Genomic DNA, 15,195 nt, shown 5'->3' with positions numbered 1-15,195 from the left:
TCCGCTCCCTTATCGTTAATTTACGTTGTTAAACGTCGTATTCGTACGAACTAACCTCGCGTATCTCCTCGATCAATAGCGTCCGTTCGCGTTGGTTAACGCCCATATATTCCGTCATGATTTCGCCGCGCAATACGTCGTCCTTCGTCTTGGCTGCGATAATTACGCCGGTAACTTCGCCAGCTCGCGCCAGTTCCGCATACCGTTCGAGTAGCGCGATGACGGCCACCTGCGCCTCTTGTTCCGGAGTTGGACGTGGGACAAACGGGAGGACTTCGGCAAGGCGACGGGGTTCCGCTACGACTACGTCAAACTTTTCCGCAAGAGCATCAATAAACTCACGTGAATATAATCCGCCAACCAACGCGTCACCATATCGCGCCTTTACACATCTGTAGGTACCGGGAATATGCGTGTAGGTGAATCCGAAAGCCGCGCGTTCTCTGTCATCCGTTTTGATCTCGTTCATTCGCGGCCACCTCCGTCCAGATTTGTTTCGCAAGGATAATTCCGACTACGTAAGCGAGAAAGCCTTCCGCTGGACTTGCGTCGAAAACGTGGAATGCGAACTGTTGCGTGATTAACCCTGCGGCAAGCTGTGCGATTAGTTTCATTCTGCGTCCTCCTCTACGTTAAACTCCGTGTCACTTACCGCGGTAAATTCCCACTCGACCGCGAAGTCTTCGTTAAATAGTAGGTCCTCGATGCGGGCGCAGACTTCCATGCCACCGATACCCGGATTCCTTACTTCGTCCGGGTCATATACGACAAAGCCGCGTATTTCAACACGTTTCATTCTGCGTCCTCCTTTTTCGTGAGCAATTCGCCGATCGATACGGGGAATCGCGCTTCAATCAGCGAGAGAACCGCCTTGGCGTACGCTTGAATTTCGACCTGCGCATCATGTTCGAGACGTTGCGCCAGGAAATGCGCGACACTCTGCAGGCTTGCGGTCCAATACCAACGTACGTACATTCCGTAGGCCGGAAGGAATAGGCGCGCTTGCTCTGCGCAGATACCGAGCTTCAATGCTTCCTCATAACGCGAGATGCCGTCGTCAATGTACTCGACCAAGTCCGCAGACAATGACGCTCCTAACGGTAATGGGACGACGTCTCCGCTCCCCTGCTTCGAGTTCTCCGGAGCACTGCGCCATTCGTCAGCGGCTGGCACGTAAAATACCGGCTCCTCCGTAATATAACGGCGACTACTTTCGTTCCACGCGTCGAGACTATCTCCGGTCCCTTCTTGATGCGCGGAGCCTACGATGTACTTGAACCACTGGCGCGCAACCATTAGCGGCGCGTATACTTCGAATTGCGCGATCGCATGGCGGAATGGACTCGTATGATTTTCGCGTGCCAGGAACTTAATAAGGCGTACATCGCGCTCCGTGAGTACTTGCGATTCCTTTGCGTATGAGACGCGGGCGGCATTTACCGGAGTCAAGTCCGTTCCCATTGCGTCGACTAGGCGGACATATCCGTTATCCAAAACGTTGATTTTAGCGGTCAATTAGCGTCATCCTTCCGGTGATAATGTTTGTGAATCGTAACGAAATTGAATCCGTGTGCCGCAACCGCAAGGGCTACGCCGCCCGCGAGAATTACCGCAGCTAATCCGTATAAATCCATTAGCGTCAACTCCTTATCGTATAATCGTCCGGACTAGAAGTCCGATCCAAACCGTCGTACAGTATGCGGTGATGATTGCGTAGGTGTAACGTTTGATCAAATTGCGTTCACTCCTTATTGCGCGTTGCTAATTCGTTGTACTCCGTAATCCATTCGGGAGGTATCGGATGACCTGCGTTGACATATCGTGTAATGGCTGCGTGAATCTCATACATGCGGTGAATTTCGTGAGTGGCGCGCGGTTTGAGTCCGATTGGGTGTATCATGCCGAAGTCACTCCGCTACTGCCGAATCCGCCGTCTCCGCGCTCCGTATCGTCAAGGTCCGCGACCTCTTCGAAGGATGCGCGTGATACTGCGGCGAGTACGCCTTGGGCGATGCGATCACCTTTGCGGATGAGATACGCACCTTCTGGAAGAAATCCGCGAACAGGCGCTTGTGTCGGCTTCCCTTCGATATCTAGCGCGTATCCTGCGGCGGCGTCCCATACTGGCGCAGTGTTATCGATAAGCACCGCAACCTCTCCCCGAAAATCCGCGTCCAGAGTACCCGGCGAATTGGCTACGCGAAGCTTCGTCTTAAACGTAACTCCCGAACGCGGCCGGATTTGGATTTCGTAGCCTGGCGGAATCTGTACCGCGAATCCGAGCGGAACCTTAGCCGTCTCGCCCGGCGCAATGATTACGTCCTCCACCGCGACTAAATCGAAGCCGGCGGCCATTTCCGTCGCGTACTGCGGAATCTTAGCGTCCGGATGCAGGCGCTTGAATTTTACGTTAATTGCGTTCAAATACGATCACTCCTTCGTTAAATTAACGTGTATACCACGATTAATCCCGCAACCACTACCGCAATCGCCGCCCAATCACGCGCAGCCTGTTCGCGTTCGATACGTTTGGCTGGCGCGGTTCTGACGCTGTAGCCGGTCGGCGTGCGTTCGAATTTATACGCCATAGTTGGCGCCTCCTTTACCATGCGAGTTCATCGGCATGTTGCGCCAATTGTCCGCGGAAGTTACGTGTTAATTCGCATACATTTGCGTAAGGCTCATTGCGGAAGTGTTCGATATATGGCGCGAATCCAGACTTGCTCGCGTCAGGGAGATCGCATTGTAGCGTGTGTCCGATGACGATAACGACACAGTCATCGTGGACTCTCGATAATAACTTCTTCAACTCGCCGCGCGTCATATTCTGCGCCTCATCGAGTATCACCGTTTTACCTTTGATATTGATACCGCGAGCGAATACGTGAGACATCGGATACACCCAGTGGTCGCCGCGCTTCATAGCCGCAAAGTCTTCCGGATTGAATATCGCTTTCTCCGGAGTCTCGCCGATCTCAGCCAACGCATCGGTCAGCGGAGTGATATACGCGGCTTCCTTTTCGCGTTGTGTGCCGGGACGGAATCCCATGCGGCCTTCTTCTACCGGACTGAACACGTAGACTAGCGGCTTGCCGATCAACTTCGCGGCAGCTACGGCGAGCGTCGTTTTACCCGTGCCGGACTTCGCGTTAACGAACGTGATGCGGTTATCGAAAATGCTATCGACGTAAATACGTTGTTCATTCGTTAACTTGTCGGCGAATCCGAAGAACATATTTCCTTTGGGTATCGGCATGGCTTGCGGCCTCCTTAGCGTTATTTGTCACCTAGTTTCCACGAGTACATTGCGGCAAGCACACACGCACACACTATCGAAATTTTCCCTACGTCAACCCCTGCGATAGTCAACGCGCCGATAAGCAACCACCAGAACGCTATTAAACGAAATATCATTCGCCCACCTCCTCGATTACGATCTGACCTGCGCCAACCTCACGCAGTTTAATCTCCGTTGTTAGCCGCTGTCCTTCCGCCCGCCATACGAGGATTTGCGCATCGCCGGGGAGAGACGACCGTGTGAGTGCGATAATGAGTTCGTCTTTGGTCATCATACGGCTTCACACGGCTCGAACGTTGCTTGCGGGTAGTATGCGTCAGTGTCGTCGATGACAACGTATTGAGTATCGGCGACCCAGCCGCCCTCGACCGTTGTGAACGCGTTCCCTCCGTAGCCAATCCCGTCACAATACGTGCATCTTGATTCAAGCGTCATGGTACATCCGATATTGTGACCGGTAAGCTTACGCACTTTTGCGCCCGCGCTCGCCTTTTCCGGCTTAGGCGCATTCACGAACGCCTCCGTCACCGTCAGGCCGAGCGCACGTTCAGCCGCGATTGCCTTGCCGATGTCTGCGTTGAATACGTCGTCGGGCGCGGCCTTTGCGATGCCTACTGCGTTGGGCTTGCGGCGTTCCCGTGTATAGGTGAATCCGTTGAGGCGGTATACAAGCGCTGTGACTGCGCGCTTATCGCGATTAACTACGTAGTCAATTTCGTACCATGTACCGCGTAACGGGCTTCCTTCGAGGCGCGCGTCATCATCACGTCCGATCCGCGCCAACTCCGCCACCCTTTCGCGAGCCATTTCGATAACCTTGGCGCGAGCTAGTTGCGGTGTTTTAATTTCGAACACGTCCGCCAGAGGCTCCGCGCTATCAACCGGATCGATCTCCGCCAAGTAGCTGCGTACGGCCGGCGCATTGTCGCGGATGAATTGCGCGAAGAGGTCCGGGAGGTTAACGGATACTGGCGCGGAAGCTACGATAGGTTCGAGGACTACGTATTCGCGATGGTATATTGCGATTCCCACTCCCGCTACTGAAACCGCTTGGCCGGATCCTGCGACTTTCCACCGGTTAGCGTCGGTTACCGTAAAGATGTCACCGTTTGAGTATCCGAAAGCCTGATCCGCGGCTACGATCTTGATGCGCTCACCTGCGTTGGCTTTGCGTCGGACTTCGCGATATTGAGTTGCGTTGGACATCGTATCATCTCCGTTTCGTTTAGGTGTGGCGCTGTGTGCGGTGATTAGTTGCGGTGATTAGCATGTTGTCTGCGCCTTATACTTATATAGTGCCGGTCAACTCAAATCTCGGGTATTTTACGTAAATAAAAAAAACGGAGCAGCCCGCAGGCCCTCCGTTAGTGTCCGTTTTATACCGCGAAATCCGCGTCCGTAAGCGGTACGATATTGACCGCCTTCTGATATCCGTTGCCTTTTTTGCTGAAGAAATCGTGTATCTTTGTCGCGGTATTAATTCCGTTGAGTACGATCGGGTTAAACTCTTCGTCAGGGAATTGTGTATTGCGGCCTAGGTTCATTAACGCACGGTTGAAGTTATAGCGTAGGAAGCGCAGCACGTCCTCCTCTAACCCGATCGGCGTGTAGATGTCAACGGTATATCCCGCTTCATTGTCGTAGAGGCGGCGCATCAGTACGTCAACTTCGCGGTCAAGCTCCGCCTGTGTTTCCGCCGGCAACTCTGCGTAAACTTCACGCGCTAGTGTTCCGACGTACTGACCGTGGACGGCCTCATCCCGCATGATTAAATCGATGATCTCACCGCTTGCCGTCATCTTACCGCGGCCTGCGAGAAGAAGCGGATAATAGAAGCCGGAATAGAACAGCGCGGATTCCAAGAACACTGACGCAACCATCGCCATGTATAAGCGGTCAGGCGACGTAATGGAACGGTAGTAACCGCCGATGATTTCTCCTTTACGTTGGAGGAACGGATTTTGCTCCGTCCATGCGAATACGCGGTCGGATTCCTCCGTTGAGGTGAGCGTAGCGAAGATCGCACTATAGGACTTCGCGTGGATGTGCTCCATCATGCCCATGAACGAGAGGACCGCCTTTTTCTGGACGGACTCTACGTGTTGCATAATTAGCGGCATCCCTTCCGAACCTTGCTCCGTATCTAGGAACGTTAGCCCGCCAAGCACCTTCTTGTATACGTCGCGTTCCGTATCACTTAACGCAAGCCATGCCATTTTATCGTCATCTAGCGGGATTTCATGTTCTCGCCAGATTTGCATAAAGTTCTGATCGAGGAAATCCTCGGAGTAATCATCGTCAGGTCGGTTCCAGTTAACAGCGCGGATAATATTGTTGGTCATATAATCGTCTCCCTTCGTTTTAGACAGCGCATGAAGTACACTCAGATACCGGCAGCAATTTATTACGCGTATAGTACAGTGATTTAAGGTCTAATTTATGTGCGTATAAATAGTATTGGACGAGCTCGTTGGTCGGTGTATTTGAATCTACGAAGAGGATCGTCGATATCCCCTGGTCAACGTGTCGCTGGATTGTCGCAACCATTTCGATAATCTTGCGCTGGTCCATTTTAAACGCGCTGGTATACGATATCTTGTTCTCACGCGTCAGAAACGGAGCCGGATAGTATGTCGTAGAGTTTCCGTACGTACGCGTCTCCATTACGTCAGAGATCGGAAGTACGGAGCTGGTTGCGTTCTGGACATACGAGATACTTTGCGTCGGCGCAATCGCAAGCCTATATGCATGCCACAACCCATGCTGCGCGACATCCGCAGCCAGACGCTCCCACTCGTCAGGTCCCGGAAGCTCCATCCCGACACTGGTAAATAGATCCGCCACTCTCTCGAATTTAGGCCGGAAGTCATTTTCGATATACTGCGTGAAGTACGCCCCGTTGGCGTAGTCCGAACGGTCAAACCCGTAAAACGTACCACCGCGCTCCTTAGCGACTTCCATCGAACGCTCGATCGAGTAATAGTTAATCGCGGCAAAGAATGCGTCGGCAAATTCGCGTCCGATTCCGGATTGGTACGATATGCGGTTCTTCATCAAATATCCGTGAAGGTTCATTGCGCCGAGCCCTACGCTGTGCATCAAATCGTTAGCTTTACGGACGCCTGGCGCATTGGCAATCGCGGTCATGTCGGAAACGGCGGTCAGCGAGTCCATTGCGGAATGAACCGCGCGGCGAAGGTCTCCGGATGCCATTGCGGTAACAATGTTGAGTGATGCGAGATTACACGATATATCGAGGCCGATTTCGTCAGGTTGTCCATAGTCGTTGATGACGCTGGTTTCTTGTAATTGGAATATTTCGGTCTTTACCTTCGCGTGGATTCGCTAGGCCCACACCGCCTTACGGCTGCTGCATATCGCTATGCAGAAGAGACTATATCTTCGACCACGAGGGCCGCCCACCGTTTCGAGCGCCAATCGCTTGCGCCCTACTCTACTCCCTTCCGCGCTAGGCGTGGTTTCGATAGTCGTTCGGCATTTCTTCGTCAACGTAGATCCACGTTTTGTACTTATCTGACTCAGCCTTAAGTCGGTAACTTACCGTTGAAATTTTGACCCCAAGTGCGGCAGAGGCTTCCGTTAAGCTTCCGTAAACAATTCCGTTGATGGAAACTTTCTTGGAGTTAGCCTCCTTGACACTCGCGATCATGCGCTCCGACTTTTCTTTTCCGAACATCGGATTTCCTTCCCCACTGAATATCCTGCTTTTGAGTTCTCGTATTTCCTCTCGCCGAGGGTTATGCGTAAATGTGTCTCCTCCCAATGTTGAATTAGCGATGTTATACGATACTCCTCGGGAGCCGTCTATGAGTTTCTGCTCTTTTTCTAAAGATTCTTGATAGTCTGAGCAGAGTTCGATAACCTCAAAAACAAAGTCGTCCTCCCCGAACAGGGTCCAGTCGAGTTGTAGCTCGGAGTTACTGTGGCTGTTTTTACGTAGCATATTACGATGAGAACGCCAACGCTTAACTACCTCTTGGCTTCTTCCGTAATACGTACGGTCGTTTGACTTACACGTGATCTTATAAATTGCGTACATTTAGCATCGCCTCCGTATTTAGATTCGGGGCTACGCTGACGAAGGTTTAGCACGGGATTGTCTCCGAAGAGGGTTTCCCCGTTTAGGTGGGTTTGCGCTCCTGGATCGCTCCAAGAGGGTGCTATATCAACACAGGTTAGACATCTTTACTTGGCCGACGCCTTTCAGCGCATGACCTTCGTTCGCGTTATCTTTGAACATAAGATACGGATATCCCGATTCAAGCTGCGTCGTCGCAATCTTCGTCAACATATCACGCGCATTTAACTCACGTTTCTTAACGGACGGATTCGCAACCAGCTCGTCGTACATCGCGCTAATATCCATATCGTCCAGATGCGTTCCATACGCCTTGTATACGGTGTACGGCGCAAAGACATAGTACGGCGCGTCCGTTTTCGCAAGCTCGATAAACTTCGACGGAACGATGAGGCCGATCGACAACGTTTTAAGGCGCGACCGTTCATCCGCGTTGATCTTCTTCGCGTCAAGCAACTCCATTACGTCCCATCCGAATATGTTGTAATAGACTGCTCCGCTCCCTTTCCGTTGTCCCATTTGGTCCGCGTAAGAGAACGCCATTTCGAGTTGTTTGGCGACCGGAAGTATGCCCTTCGCTACGCCTTCCTCCTCTTTAATCGCCTCGCTCCGCCCACGCAGTTTCGACAGGTTCAACGCCACGCCTCCGCCTATTTTCGAAAGTTGCATCGCGGTATTATGTGCGTGGCCGATCGCGTTCAGGCTATCGTCAAGCTCCGTAAGGAAGCACGATACCATCTCGCCGCGTCTCGCTTTACCTGCGTTAAGGAACGTTGGCGTTGCCGGCTGCACTCCGTTAAGATAGCCCCACATGAGTTCGCGCGCCTGCTCGTAATTACCTTGCGCCAGATATAGCGCGATGATTGCGTAACGTTCTTCCGGCGATTCCAGGTACGTCTTCTTGTCGCGAGTCTTAAGCGCGTAGTCCGTGTAGTATTTGAACGCGGCCATGTACGAAGCGAATCGCAAGCCCGCATCGTCCGCCATGCGGTGAACATCCGTAATCTGCTCCGGCGTGTATTGCGTCAGGACTTCCGGATAGTAATATCCGTTGTCGACCATGTACTGAACACGCGCCATTACGGAATCAAACCGCATCTTATTATCGCGGATGAAGCGCATGAACTCGTTAACGGCCTCCGTGTCCTTTTCGAGCTGATAAAATCCGTCCTTCTCCACGGTAACCTCGTTATTTAGTTCGATATATCTATACGTTTGCGACAAGCGCGCTCACTCCTTCGGTGAATTTTAGTATGTCGGTAGGCGTGCCCGCCAGTTCGAATTTGCAAACGATCGGCACTCCGTATTGATTCGATATTTGATCCGCGGCGAGTGCGTAAGCCGGCCCGAAATTACGGTTGCCGGACGCAGCCACGCCGCGTAAGTATTCGTTGTTATGTGCGAGGAACTTGCGTGTCTTAGCCGGAACTTCTCCGATCTTATCCGTATATGTTACGAGGATAAACGGTTCAGTTACGCGCAAATCCTCCGTAAGCTTGATCGTACGATACGGGAGACGCTGCGCGAATAGGCCGACATTTCCCGTACGTGATGCGTAAACGATTAGCATTATACGCGCTCGCTCCTTTCATCTATTGCGCGGGCGTCGGCAAGTTTCCGTTCGTACTTATCCGCAAGCCCTCGGTATATCGCTACGGACCGTTCGAGGGCTGCGATTTCCTGGCGTTGGTGTTCGGCTAGGCGTGCGGCTAAATCGCTCATGCTGCGGCCGCTTCCGTATCTATTAAGTTCTCGCGGATAAGGTACGTTAAAATAACAGCACATGCGTCTGAGTCGTCGTTACCGTCTTTAAACGGATAGTCGTCTGGCAGGCGAAGTAATCTGCGTACACCGTTCGCGACTTCCTTCTTATCAGCGCGCCCACTCCCACCAACCGCCTTCTTTACGGTTGTTGGCGTCAGATGCTCGCCCTTCTTGAACTTCGCGGATTCGTATCCAAATACGTTCAATGCGCGATCGGCGGCTGTCCACGAGTTAAACACCGCGCGGGTAGCGTCCTTGTTCTTGCCTGACGTAAAATCCTCGCGTAGTACGATTTCGAACGGCATGTACTCGTAGACGTTCTGCGCAATAAACGATTCGACTACAACGGAGCGCGCCGCGTGATTAATGTTGGTATCCGTTGCGACTGAGCCTGCGTAAACAAGCGTTGGTATGCGTTCCTTCACGTCGATTACCGCGAGGCCGGGGGATAGCGACAAGTCGAGTCCGAGGTAACGTTTAGTCTGCGCTTTTGGCTTCGCCAGGACTACGCACCTCCTCGTACGTGGCTTCGAATATCTCCGGCTTACACGGGTAAATCTCTCCGGCAACTCCGCGGATAATGTAATCTCCGTAATCACCGCGCATAACTCCTTCTAACGTTTGGATTTCGCAATACGTGCGGGAGAATTCGAAGGGCCATGTTGGGTCATTTCCTCCTACGCGGTACGTCAGAATCTCATTTGCGATAACCTTGTCTGTAAACCAATCTGGCCTCGGATCGATTCCCATACAAAACGCGTCAACAACTACCGGCTTCTTACGATATCTTCCCATAGTTACGCAGCCTCCTTCGTTTGGCTCTCCGCTTCTTCCGGCTTCGCCTCTGCTCTTATCCGTTCAATATCCGCTAACGCCTCCGCCGGTCCGCGTTTCTTCCAGTCCGGTAGATTCGATCGCATAATCGCGGCTACTTTGCGCCTTAACGCTTCCACCTCGTCTTCCGAAAGTGACAACGATACCGTCCGCTTATAATCCAGAAATAACCACTTATCGAGATCCAACGCAGGCGGCTCGCCCTTATTCGCAGCGTCAACGATTCCGGCGAAGTGATCAAGCATTTCTCCGCGCATCTCATCCGTAATGTGCAAGCCGAACGCCACAATGTCCGGGTACTTTTCGATATCCGCATCAGGCATCGCCCACGCCTTCTTACTCGCGTTAACGTAGAGGATTACGTAATAGTCGACGTCGTACATAATCGAATAGCAGACGCATTGCTTAACGTGGTCCTCTTTCGCTCCGTTCCTCGTGGAGTAGCCGGATGTCGCCGCGTACGTACTCTGCTTCGATTTAATTTCGAGTCCGACGCGAATTGTACGCCCGAGCTCCGGTACGAATACCTTCATAATTCCGTCGCAAGTCCCGTATAACGCGAATGTCTGGCCGCCGTGATTAACGATATGGCCGCGCTTAGCGAAGTCCTCGAATACCGGCTCGCCGAGATCGTTACGGTCGAAAGAAAAGCTCGGATTCTCTCCGTAATGGCGTGCATAATGTTTCTCCGCGAATAGAATATCGCGCTGAATGACATCGCCAATTGCCGTCCCTATCCGGACCCAACGTCCTTGGTGCGCAGGTCGATCGGATGACTCACGCTTGGCTCCGCGCATCTTTTCGTAGAGGCCGCGGGCGTCGGAGTTGGCGGAACTTGGGGAGAAATACGGAATGCCTCGCGGCGGCCATACTTTGCGTGATTTGTCCGTGAGGGTATCGGCGTACAATTTGTGGATATGCGCGTCGAGTGCGTCGTCATACACTTCTGGCGCGGAATGGACTTCGTTCAGAAATACCGTAAATTGCTCCGCGATTCTATTTGCGATTAATTGGTTATCCGTAATTTAAACCGCCTCCTCTATTCTAGTTAATGACTTTCCATCCGTAGCCGGAGCCTTTATTCGTTTCTTCTAGCGTACGACTGGATAATCGCGTTCCTTTGAAGAAGTCAAACACATCCGCCATATATAGGGAGTAACGTTGACCCAATACCGTATCCTCCACGATAAGTCCCGCACTAGACCGCGATGAAAACCAATCGACAACACGGAAATCTCCGGACACTTGACATTTATCCCGCGTCACTAATTCGGTATGACAATGACAGTGGAAGCACCATTTACTTCCGGACTCTTTACCACACTTCGGACACGTCGGCATATTAATCTTACCTTTCGCCATCTACGCAACCTCCTTCGTTTGTTTACGTTCAATCGTCCGAACAATCGCGCCAGGCGGCGTATAAGTCAGCGGCCGATCCGGACTGTCAACGACGACATTGCGGTATGTGATTCCGTTAACTTCCGCCTTCTCCCGCAGGATTGCGTAAAGCTGTAGCGTAGCCTCCACGTCATTCATAGCGCGGTGGTGGCCGTTAAGCGCGATTCCGTAACGAGGACATACGTCCTTTAAACTCGCGCTCTCGTCCGGATCGATTAGGCGGGACATGGCGCGAGTGCAGGCGAACCAGCCGGAAGGAAGTCCGTCATAAACGCGGTCGATGAACGCAAAGTCAAACGGGGCGTTGTGCGCAACAAGATTCGAATCCCTTGCGAAGTCTAGCACCGAGTCAACCGCGAACCAGTGCCGAGGAGCACCGCTTAAATCCTCCGTCTTAATTCCGGTCAATTCCGTAATCTTCGCCGGAATCTCAACAGCTTCGCCCGCTATCGACGACAACGCCACGTACGTCTGGAAGCGCCCAATCTCGCGGATGTAGCCGCCTGGCCCAACTTCCGCACGGATGGCGGCGATCTCCGTAATGTGATCGGTGAGCGGGTCGAGTCCGGTTGTTTCGATGTCAATAACGGTGACGATTTTGTTCATTTATGCAGCCACCTCTCCTTTAATAATTTCACGTACAAATACCGGTAGGACTCTTCCGATCGCCTTACGCACGCCCTTCTCTTCGTAGTCTGCCGGCAATTCAGCGCCCTCCTCTTTCAGCAAGTCATCGTATACGCGTCCGCCAAGCTCACGCAGGATAACGCCCATGTCATCGAGTCCGAACGCTTCCGGAATAGCCGCCTCGTCTACGAGTTTGCGTAAGAGCTTATCGACGCGCGCTTCGGTCAGGTACGTTTTAACGAACGCCGTCTCGACCGTTTCTGGCGCGTTAGGATCACGCGGAGGCTTCTGCGGCTGACTCTCGCGGAATCCATCGCTTACGAGCTTCATAAACGTTTGCTTATCGTATTGATCCCGGAAATTTACGTTCTTGACAACGATGCCTTCGCCGCCCTCTGCGTTTACCGCGTAGGAGGAACGTCCGACAAACGATTGCAAGTGCTCGTAGGAAACGTAAGGGCCCGCGTAGAGGATAGGTGCGATTGCGAGTCCTAAGCGTGCGGCTTCGGAAATAACTACGTCAGTCGGCGCGTAATCCTCGTCTGTTGTGCTGTACACGTCGAACAGATAGAACGTTGCCGCTTTGTCACCGTAGTCAACTTTGTGCTTGACGAGCCATTCTCCGTAGTAGATAACGTCCGGCATTAGCGCGGAAGGGTTGATACCGCGAGTAAACTCGTAGAATCCGCGTAGGTTGTTCTCTGGAGAGAGCTGTGTATTACGGGAGAACGCGAGGACTTCTCCGTCAACACTTAGCGAAAACGACGCGTTAGCTCCGTCCAGCTTTTCGTATACCGTAATGTAGTCGCCTTCCTTAACGACGCCTACTGTATCGCGATGACCCATCCGTACAATACTCGTATATTTGCGTTGTTCCATTTACGCAGCCTCCTTTTGTTTGAACCAGTCTTCCGGCGTCACGCCTTTGCCCCACCGTTTCATAATCGCGATATCCGTTCCGTTAGCTACGGTTCCCCATGCGTAAGATTGCGTCATGATCCGCTCTATAACCGCGATATCCTCACGCGTAAAGTCATCCGGAATCTCGAATACGAGCTCGTCATGGATCGTCCCCCATAGCGCCCATCCTTCGCGATGTTTACACTCTTCATGCGCGCGGATCATCGTAACCTTCGTTTGGATTGCGGAGCTTCCTTGGACGCGTGCATTCGTTCCCTGCCGCATCGCGCGGTTAATACGGGAGTTATGCTTGCGATGCTCCTCATATTTGGCGTCATTCCACTTGCCGAACGGGATTTCCTTCCGCTTGAGTTTTCCGTCAGGTAGTCGGCGCTTCCGTTGCTGTCTATCCGCCCACACAAATCCGTACTTGGCGACATCCTCTTCGTTCGCTTTTAGCCACGCGCTTAGCTTCGGCATTCCGCTGAACAGCTCTTCTTTAAACGTGGTCGCTTCCGGCTTCTTCAAGCCGAGCATATCCGCGAGTGAAAAGTCGCTCATACCGTATAATGTCGCGAGCCATACGACCTTCATCGCTTTACGTTCCGGTGTATCCTCTCCGCTTGGTAGCTTATTAACTTCGTGATACGGACGCTTGTAGTACATACTCGCCATGTTAGCGTAAGGATCGATTCCTTTTTCGAACGCTTCGATCAGGACGGGCTCGCCGGATAAGTACGCGGTACAGCGAATCTCTTGCGCTTTAAAGTCCGCGGATACGAGTACCTTTCCCGGAGGGGCAACGAACATCTTCCGCGCATCCTCCGGTTGGTTCTGAACGTTGAACTGATTTGAATCCGCAGCCTCTTCGTCCTTCCCGGAACTGAATCGTCCTGTAACGGTGCCGATCGGGTTAAACCGCGAATGCCAACGCTTAGTCGTCGGATTCTGCTTCGTTGGGAGCGCGTCGATATAAGTTCCGCTGAGCTTCGTGATCTTCCGATATTCCAGGAGATCCGCAATGACTTCGAAATCACGCGCCATCGGCTTAAGCGTCTTCTTCGCGTCCATATTCGGGAGTTCCTTACCGATCACTTTAGATAACGCGGCTTTCATTTGCGGACCTGAGTTGAGGTTAAGCTCCGCGTCTCCTTCGTGATGTTTCGATAACACTTCGATGAGCTTGGCGTGGAGCACTTTTGCTCGCGCTCCTAATTGCTCTCCGTATTCCTTAGCGAAGTCCAAATCGAGTATATATCCGTTGGCCTCCATTTCGACGATTACGTACAGTAGCGGAACCTCAACCGTTCGGAAGTATTCGAGAACCGTCGGCATCTTCGTAAAGTGTTCGTATTGGAACTGATATAACTGCCACGTCAAATCCGTATCCTTGCCGGCATATGCCAGCGCAATGTCGAGCGTAATTTCGTTAAACGGTGTCTTTCCGAATAACTCCGCGAATGTATCCGACTCAACTCCGAGATACTTCGGCGCCAGGTCTTTCAAGCGGAATGACGGTTCGTTTTCGTTCAGCAAGTGCATCGCGACCATCGTATCCCAGGTAAGTCCGCGAAGATCGGAGCCGTGTCGCCTAAACATCGCGATATCAAACACCGCGTTATGAAGGACCTTGCCGATGCCCTCGTCGTATAGAAACCAGCGCAATTCGGATAATACGTAATCACGCGTTAATTGTTCGCCTTCATCGTGCATAACCGGAATGTATACGTGCATCCCTTTTTCGCGTAATGGCGGAACACTTACGGAGGGCAACGTTATGGAGATACCGACAATTACGTCGGTATAAACATCTACGCCCGTTGTCTCTGTATCGACCGCTACTTCCGTCTCTTCCCGTAACCTTTCGTTCAGCCGCGCCAACAGCTTCTCGTTCGTGATGAGGAAATAATTGCGCGGAGTCTTCTCGACCATTTCGCGTAACGTCTTTTCCCGCAATACTACGCGCAGGTCCGTGTAAATCCGCATTGCTTCCGCCTTACTAAACCGCTTGCCGACGCCGGACGGATGTCTGCCTGTTACATCCGTCTCCATGGCGTCTTTTACCGCAAGCAACTTTTCGGTATCCGAATCGCTGTTCTTCATCGCAAGGATACGTATCCACGCGTCCTCTATCGTCTCCTGCGCCGCCTTCTTCCGCTTAGTCGCGTCGGCCACCCGATCGGCGGCTCCGTCATCTGCAGGCGGTCGTAAGTTTAGCGTTAATTTCGGTACTATATGCGCCACTCCTTTCTACGCGTTATTTACGTGAAGC

The 15,195-nt window shown here is 52.4% G+C and carries 22 protein-coding genes and 1 pseudogene; all 23 read right to left on the bottom strand.

The features are described 5' to 3' along the window. Positions 1-28: 28 nt before the first annotated feature. The 23 genes and pseudogenes from MHB71_RS04975 to MHB71_RS04865 all read right to left on the bottom strand — a co-directional run bounded on the left by MHB71_RS04975 (position 29) and on the right by MHB71_RS04865 (position 15,098). The gene (locus tag MHB71_RS04975; RefSeq protein ID WP_340028970.1) at positions 29-469 is read right to left on the bottom strand and encodes a hypothetical protein; all 441 of its coding nucleotides are present in this window, start codon (positions 467-469) and stop codon (positions 29-31) included. After that, positions 447-614, bottom strand: coding sequence for a hypothetical protein (locus MHB71_RS04970; protein WP_340028969.1), 168 nt, complete (start codon positions 612-614; stop codon positions 447-449). The genes MHB71_RS04975 and MHB71_RS04970 overlap by 23 nt, the downstream gene beginning before the upstream one ends. Continuing rightward, positions 611-796, bottom strand: coding sequence for a hypothetical protein (locus MHB71_RS04965; RefSeq protein ID WP_340028968.1), 186 nt, complete (start codon positions 794-796; stop codon positions 611-613). Before MHB71_RS04965 ends, MHB71_RS04970 begins: the two co-directional genes overlap by 4 nt. Next, complete coding sequence (gene thyX, locus MHB71_RS04960) at positions 793-1,515, bottom strand: FAD-dependent thymidylate synthase (protein ID WP_340028967.1); 723 nt, start codon at positions 1,513-1,515, stop codon at positions 793-795. The genes MHB71_RS04965 and thyX overlap by 4 nt, the downstream gene beginning before the upstream one ends. Continuing rightward, on the bottom strand, positions 1,512-1,634 hold the full coding sequence (locus MHB71_RS04955; protein WP_340028966.1) for a hypothetical protein: 123 nt from the start codon (positions 1,632-1,634) through the stop codon (positions 1,512-1,514). The genes thyX and MHB71_RS04955 overlap by 4 nt, the downstream gene beginning before the upstream one ends. A 107-nt stretch (positions 1,635-1,741) precedes the next feature. Further along, entirely contained in the window at positions 1,742-1,900 is a 159-nt protein-coding gene (locus MHB71_RS04950) for a hypothetical protein (protein ID WP_340028965.1), read from the bottom strand. Next, positions 1,897-2,424 carry a deoxyuridine 5'-triphosphate nucleotidohydrolase gene (locus MHB71_RS04945; RefSeq protein WP_340028964.1) on the bottom strand — a complete coding sequence of 176 codons (528 nt, stop codon included), beginning with the start codon at positions 2,422-2,424 and terminating at the stop codon, positions 1,897-1,899. Before MHB71_RS04945 ends, MHB71_RS04950 begins: the two co-directional genes overlap by 4 nt. A 17-nt stretch (positions 2,425-2,441) precedes the next feature. Beyond that, a complete protein-coding gene (locus MHB71_RS04940; RefSeq protein WP_340028963.1) occupies positions 2,442-2,588 on the bottom strand; it encodes a hypothetical protein in 147 nt (48 codons plus the stop codon). A gap of 14 nt (positions 2,589-2,602) precedes the next feature. Next, a complete protein-coding gene (locus MHB71_RS04935) occupies positions 2,603-3,256 on the bottom strand; it encodes a PhoH family protein (RefSeq protein WP_340028962.1) in 654 nt (217 codons plus the stop codon). A 154-nt stretch (positions 3,257-3,410) separates the two neighbouring features. Then, a complete protein-coding gene (locus MHB71_RS04930) occupies positions 3,411-3,572 on the bottom strand; it encodes a hypothetical protein (protein ID WP_340028961.1) in 162 nt (53 codons plus the stop codon). After that, complete coding sequence (locus MHB71_RS04925; RefSeq protein ID WP_340028960.1) at positions 3,569-4,504, bottom strand: hypothetical protein; 936 nt, start codon at positions 4,502-4,504, stop codon at positions 3,569-3,571. Before MHB71_RS04925 ends, MHB71_RS04930 begins: the two co-directional genes overlap by 4 nt. A 170-nt stretch (positions 4,505-4,674) precedes the next feature. Next, complete coding sequence (gene nrdF, locus MHB71_RS04920) at positions 4,675-5,640, bottom strand: class 1b ribonucleoside-diphosphate reductase subunit beta (RefSeq protein WP_340028959.1); 966 nt, start codon at positions 5,638-5,640, stop codon at positions 4,675-4,677. Between the two features lie 19 nt (positions 5,641-5,659). After that, the gene (locus tag MHB71_RS04915) at positions 5,660-6,616 is read right to left on the bottom strand and encodes a hypothetical protein (RefSeq protein ID WP_340030127.1); all 957 of its coding nucleotides are present in this window, start codon (positions 6,614-6,616) and stop codon (positions 5,660-5,662) included. Between the two features lie 151 nt (positions 6,617-6,767). Next, on the bottom strand, positions 6,768-6,995 hold the full coding sequence (locus MHB71_RS04910; RefSeq protein WP_340028958.1) for a hypothetical protein: 228 nt from the start codon (positions 6,993-6,995) through the stop codon (positions 6,768-6,770). Between the two features lie 492 nt (positions 6,996-7,487). Continuing rightward, a pseudogene (locus MHB71_RS04905) lies at positions 7,488-8,621 on the bottom strand (ribonucleotide reductase N-terminal alpha domain-containing protein); the annotation flags it as partial. Next, positions 8,605-8,967, bottom strand: coding sequence for a class Ib ribonucleoside-diphosphate reductase assembly flavoprotein NrdI (nrdI, locus tag MHB71_RS04900; protein WP_340028957.1), 363 nt, complete (start codon positions 8,965-8,967; stop codon positions 8,605-8,607). The pseudogene MHB71_RS04905 and the gene nrdI, both read right to left, overlap by 17 nt. A gap of 148 nt (positions 8,968-9,115) precedes the next feature. Further along, complete coding sequence (locus MHB71_RS04895; RefSeq protein WP_340028956.1) at positions 9,116-9,619, bottom strand: crossover junction endodeoxyribonuclease RuvC; 504 nt, start codon at positions 9,617-9,619, stop codon at positions 9,116-9,118. 19 nt (positions 9,620-9,638) lie between these two features. Then, entirely contained in the window at positions 9,639-9,956 is a 318-nt protein-coding gene (locus MHB71_RS04890; RefSeq protein WP_340028955.1) for a hypothetical protein, read from the bottom strand. 2 nt (positions 9,957-9,958) lie between these two features. Then, positions 9,959-10,318, bottom strand: a complete 360-nt coding sequence (locus MHB71_RS04885; protein ID WP_340028954.1) for a hypothetical protein — start codon at positions 10,316-10,318, stop codon at positions 9,959-9,961. A 721-nt stretch (positions 10,319-11,039) separates the two neighbouring features. Continuing rightward, on the bottom strand, positions 11,040-11,357 hold the full coding sequence (locus tag MHB71_RS04880) for a hypothetical protein (protein WP_340028953.1): 318 nt from the start codon (positions 11,355-11,357) through the stop codon (positions 11,040-11,042). Further along, positions 11,358-12,002, bottom strand: coding sequence for a 3'-5' exonuclease (locus MHB71_RS04875; RefSeq protein ID WP_340028952.1), 645 nt, complete (start codon positions 12,000-12,002; stop codon positions 11,358-11,360). It lies immediately after the preceding gene. Continuing rightward, positions 12,003-12,902, bottom strand: coding sequence for an RNA ligase family protein (locus MHB71_RS04870; protein ID WP_340028951.1), 900 nt, complete (start codon positions 12,900-12,902; stop codon positions 12,003-12,005). Beyond that, positions 12,903-15,098, bottom strand: coding sequence for a DNA polymerase (locus MHB71_RS04865; RefSeq protein ID WP_340028950.1), 2,196 nt, complete (start codon positions 15,096-15,098; stop codon positions 12,903-12,905). Positions 15,099-15,195: the final 97 nt, after the last annotated feature.

Origin of the sequence: Paenibacillus sp. FSL H7-0940, from assembly GCF_037979415.1 — a bacterium.
GTDB lineage: Bacteria > Bacillota > Bacilli > Paenibacillales > Paenibacillaceae > Paenibacillus > Paenibacillus amylolyticus.
The sequence above is the reverse complement of the archived record's forward strand: the minus strand, read 5'-3'. Positions and strand labels throughout refer to the sequence as shown.

Excerpts from the sequence above, each read along its gene's own strand:
- MHB71_RS04875 (WP_340028952.1), bottom strand. The coding sequence starts at position 12,002 with ATGAACAAAATCGTCACCGTTATTGACATCGAAACAACCGGACTCGAC.
- MHB71_RS04935 (WP_340028962.1), bottom strand. The coding sequence starts at position 3,256 with ATGCCGATACCCAAAGGAAATATGTTCTTCGGATTCGCCGACAAGTTA.
- MHB71_RS04890 (WP_340028955.1), bottom strand. The coding sequence starts at position 9,956 with ATGGGAAGATATCGTAAGAAGCCGGTAGTTGTTGACGCGTTTTGTATG.
- MHB71_RS04925 (WP_340028960.1), bottom strand. The coding sequence starts at position 4,504 with ATGTCCAACGCAACTCAATATCGCGAAGTCCGACGCAAAGCCAACGCA.
- MHB71_RS04885 (WP_340028954.1), bottom strand. The coding sequence starts at position 10,318 with ATGCCTGATGCGGATATCGAAAAGTACCCGGACATTGTGGCGTTCGGC.
- MHB71_RS04880 (WP_340028953.1), bottom strand. The coding sequence starts at position 11,357 with ATGGCGAAAGGTAAGATTAATATGCCGACGTGTCCGAAGTGTGGTAAA.
- MHB71_RS04940 (WP_340028963.1), bottom strand. The coding sequence starts at position 2,588 with ATGGCGTATAAATTCGAACGCACGCCGACCGGCTACAGCGTCAGAACC.
- MHB71_RS04970 (WP_340028969.1), bottom strand. The coding sequence starts at position 614 with ATGAAACTAATCGCACAGCTTGCCGCAGGGTTAATCACGCAACAGTTC.
- nrdF (WP_340028959.1), bottom strand. The coding sequence starts at position 5,640 with ATGACCAACAATATTATCCGCGCTGTTAACTGGAACCGACCTGACGAT.
- MHB71_RS04965 (WP_340028968.1), bottom strand. The coding sequence starts at position 796 with ATGAAACGTGTTGAAATACGCGGCTTTGTCGTATATGACCCGGACGAA.
- MHB71_RS04955 (WP_340028966.1), bottom strand. The coding sequence starts at position 1,634 with ATGGATTTATACGGATTAGCTGCGGTAATTCTCGCGGGCGGCGTAGCC.
- MHB71_RS04930 (WP_340028961.1), bottom strand. The coding sequence starts at position 3,572 with ATGATGACCAAAGACGAACTCATTATCGCACTCACACGGTCGTCTCTC.
- MHB71_RS04910 (WP_340028958.1), bottom strand. The coding sequence starts at position 6,995 with ATGTTCGGAAAAGAAAAGTCGGAGCGCATGATCGCGAGTGTCAAGGAG.
- MHB71_RS04975 (WP_340028970.1), bottom strand. The coding sequence starts at position 469 with ATGAACGAGATCAAAACGGATGACAGAGAACGCGCGGCTTTCGGATTC.
- nrdI (WP_340028957.1), bottom strand. The coding sequence starts at position 8,967 with ATGCTAATCGTTTACGCATCACGTACGGGAAATGTCGGCCTATTCGCG.
- MHB71_RS04870 (WP_340028951.1), bottom strand. The coding sequence starts at position 12,902 with ATGGAACAACGCAAATATACGAGTATTGTACGGATGGGTCATCGCGAT.
- MHB71_RS04950 (WP_340028965.1), bottom strand. The coding sequence starts at position 1,900 with ATGATACACCCAATCGGACTCAAACCGCGCGCCACTCACGAAATTCAC.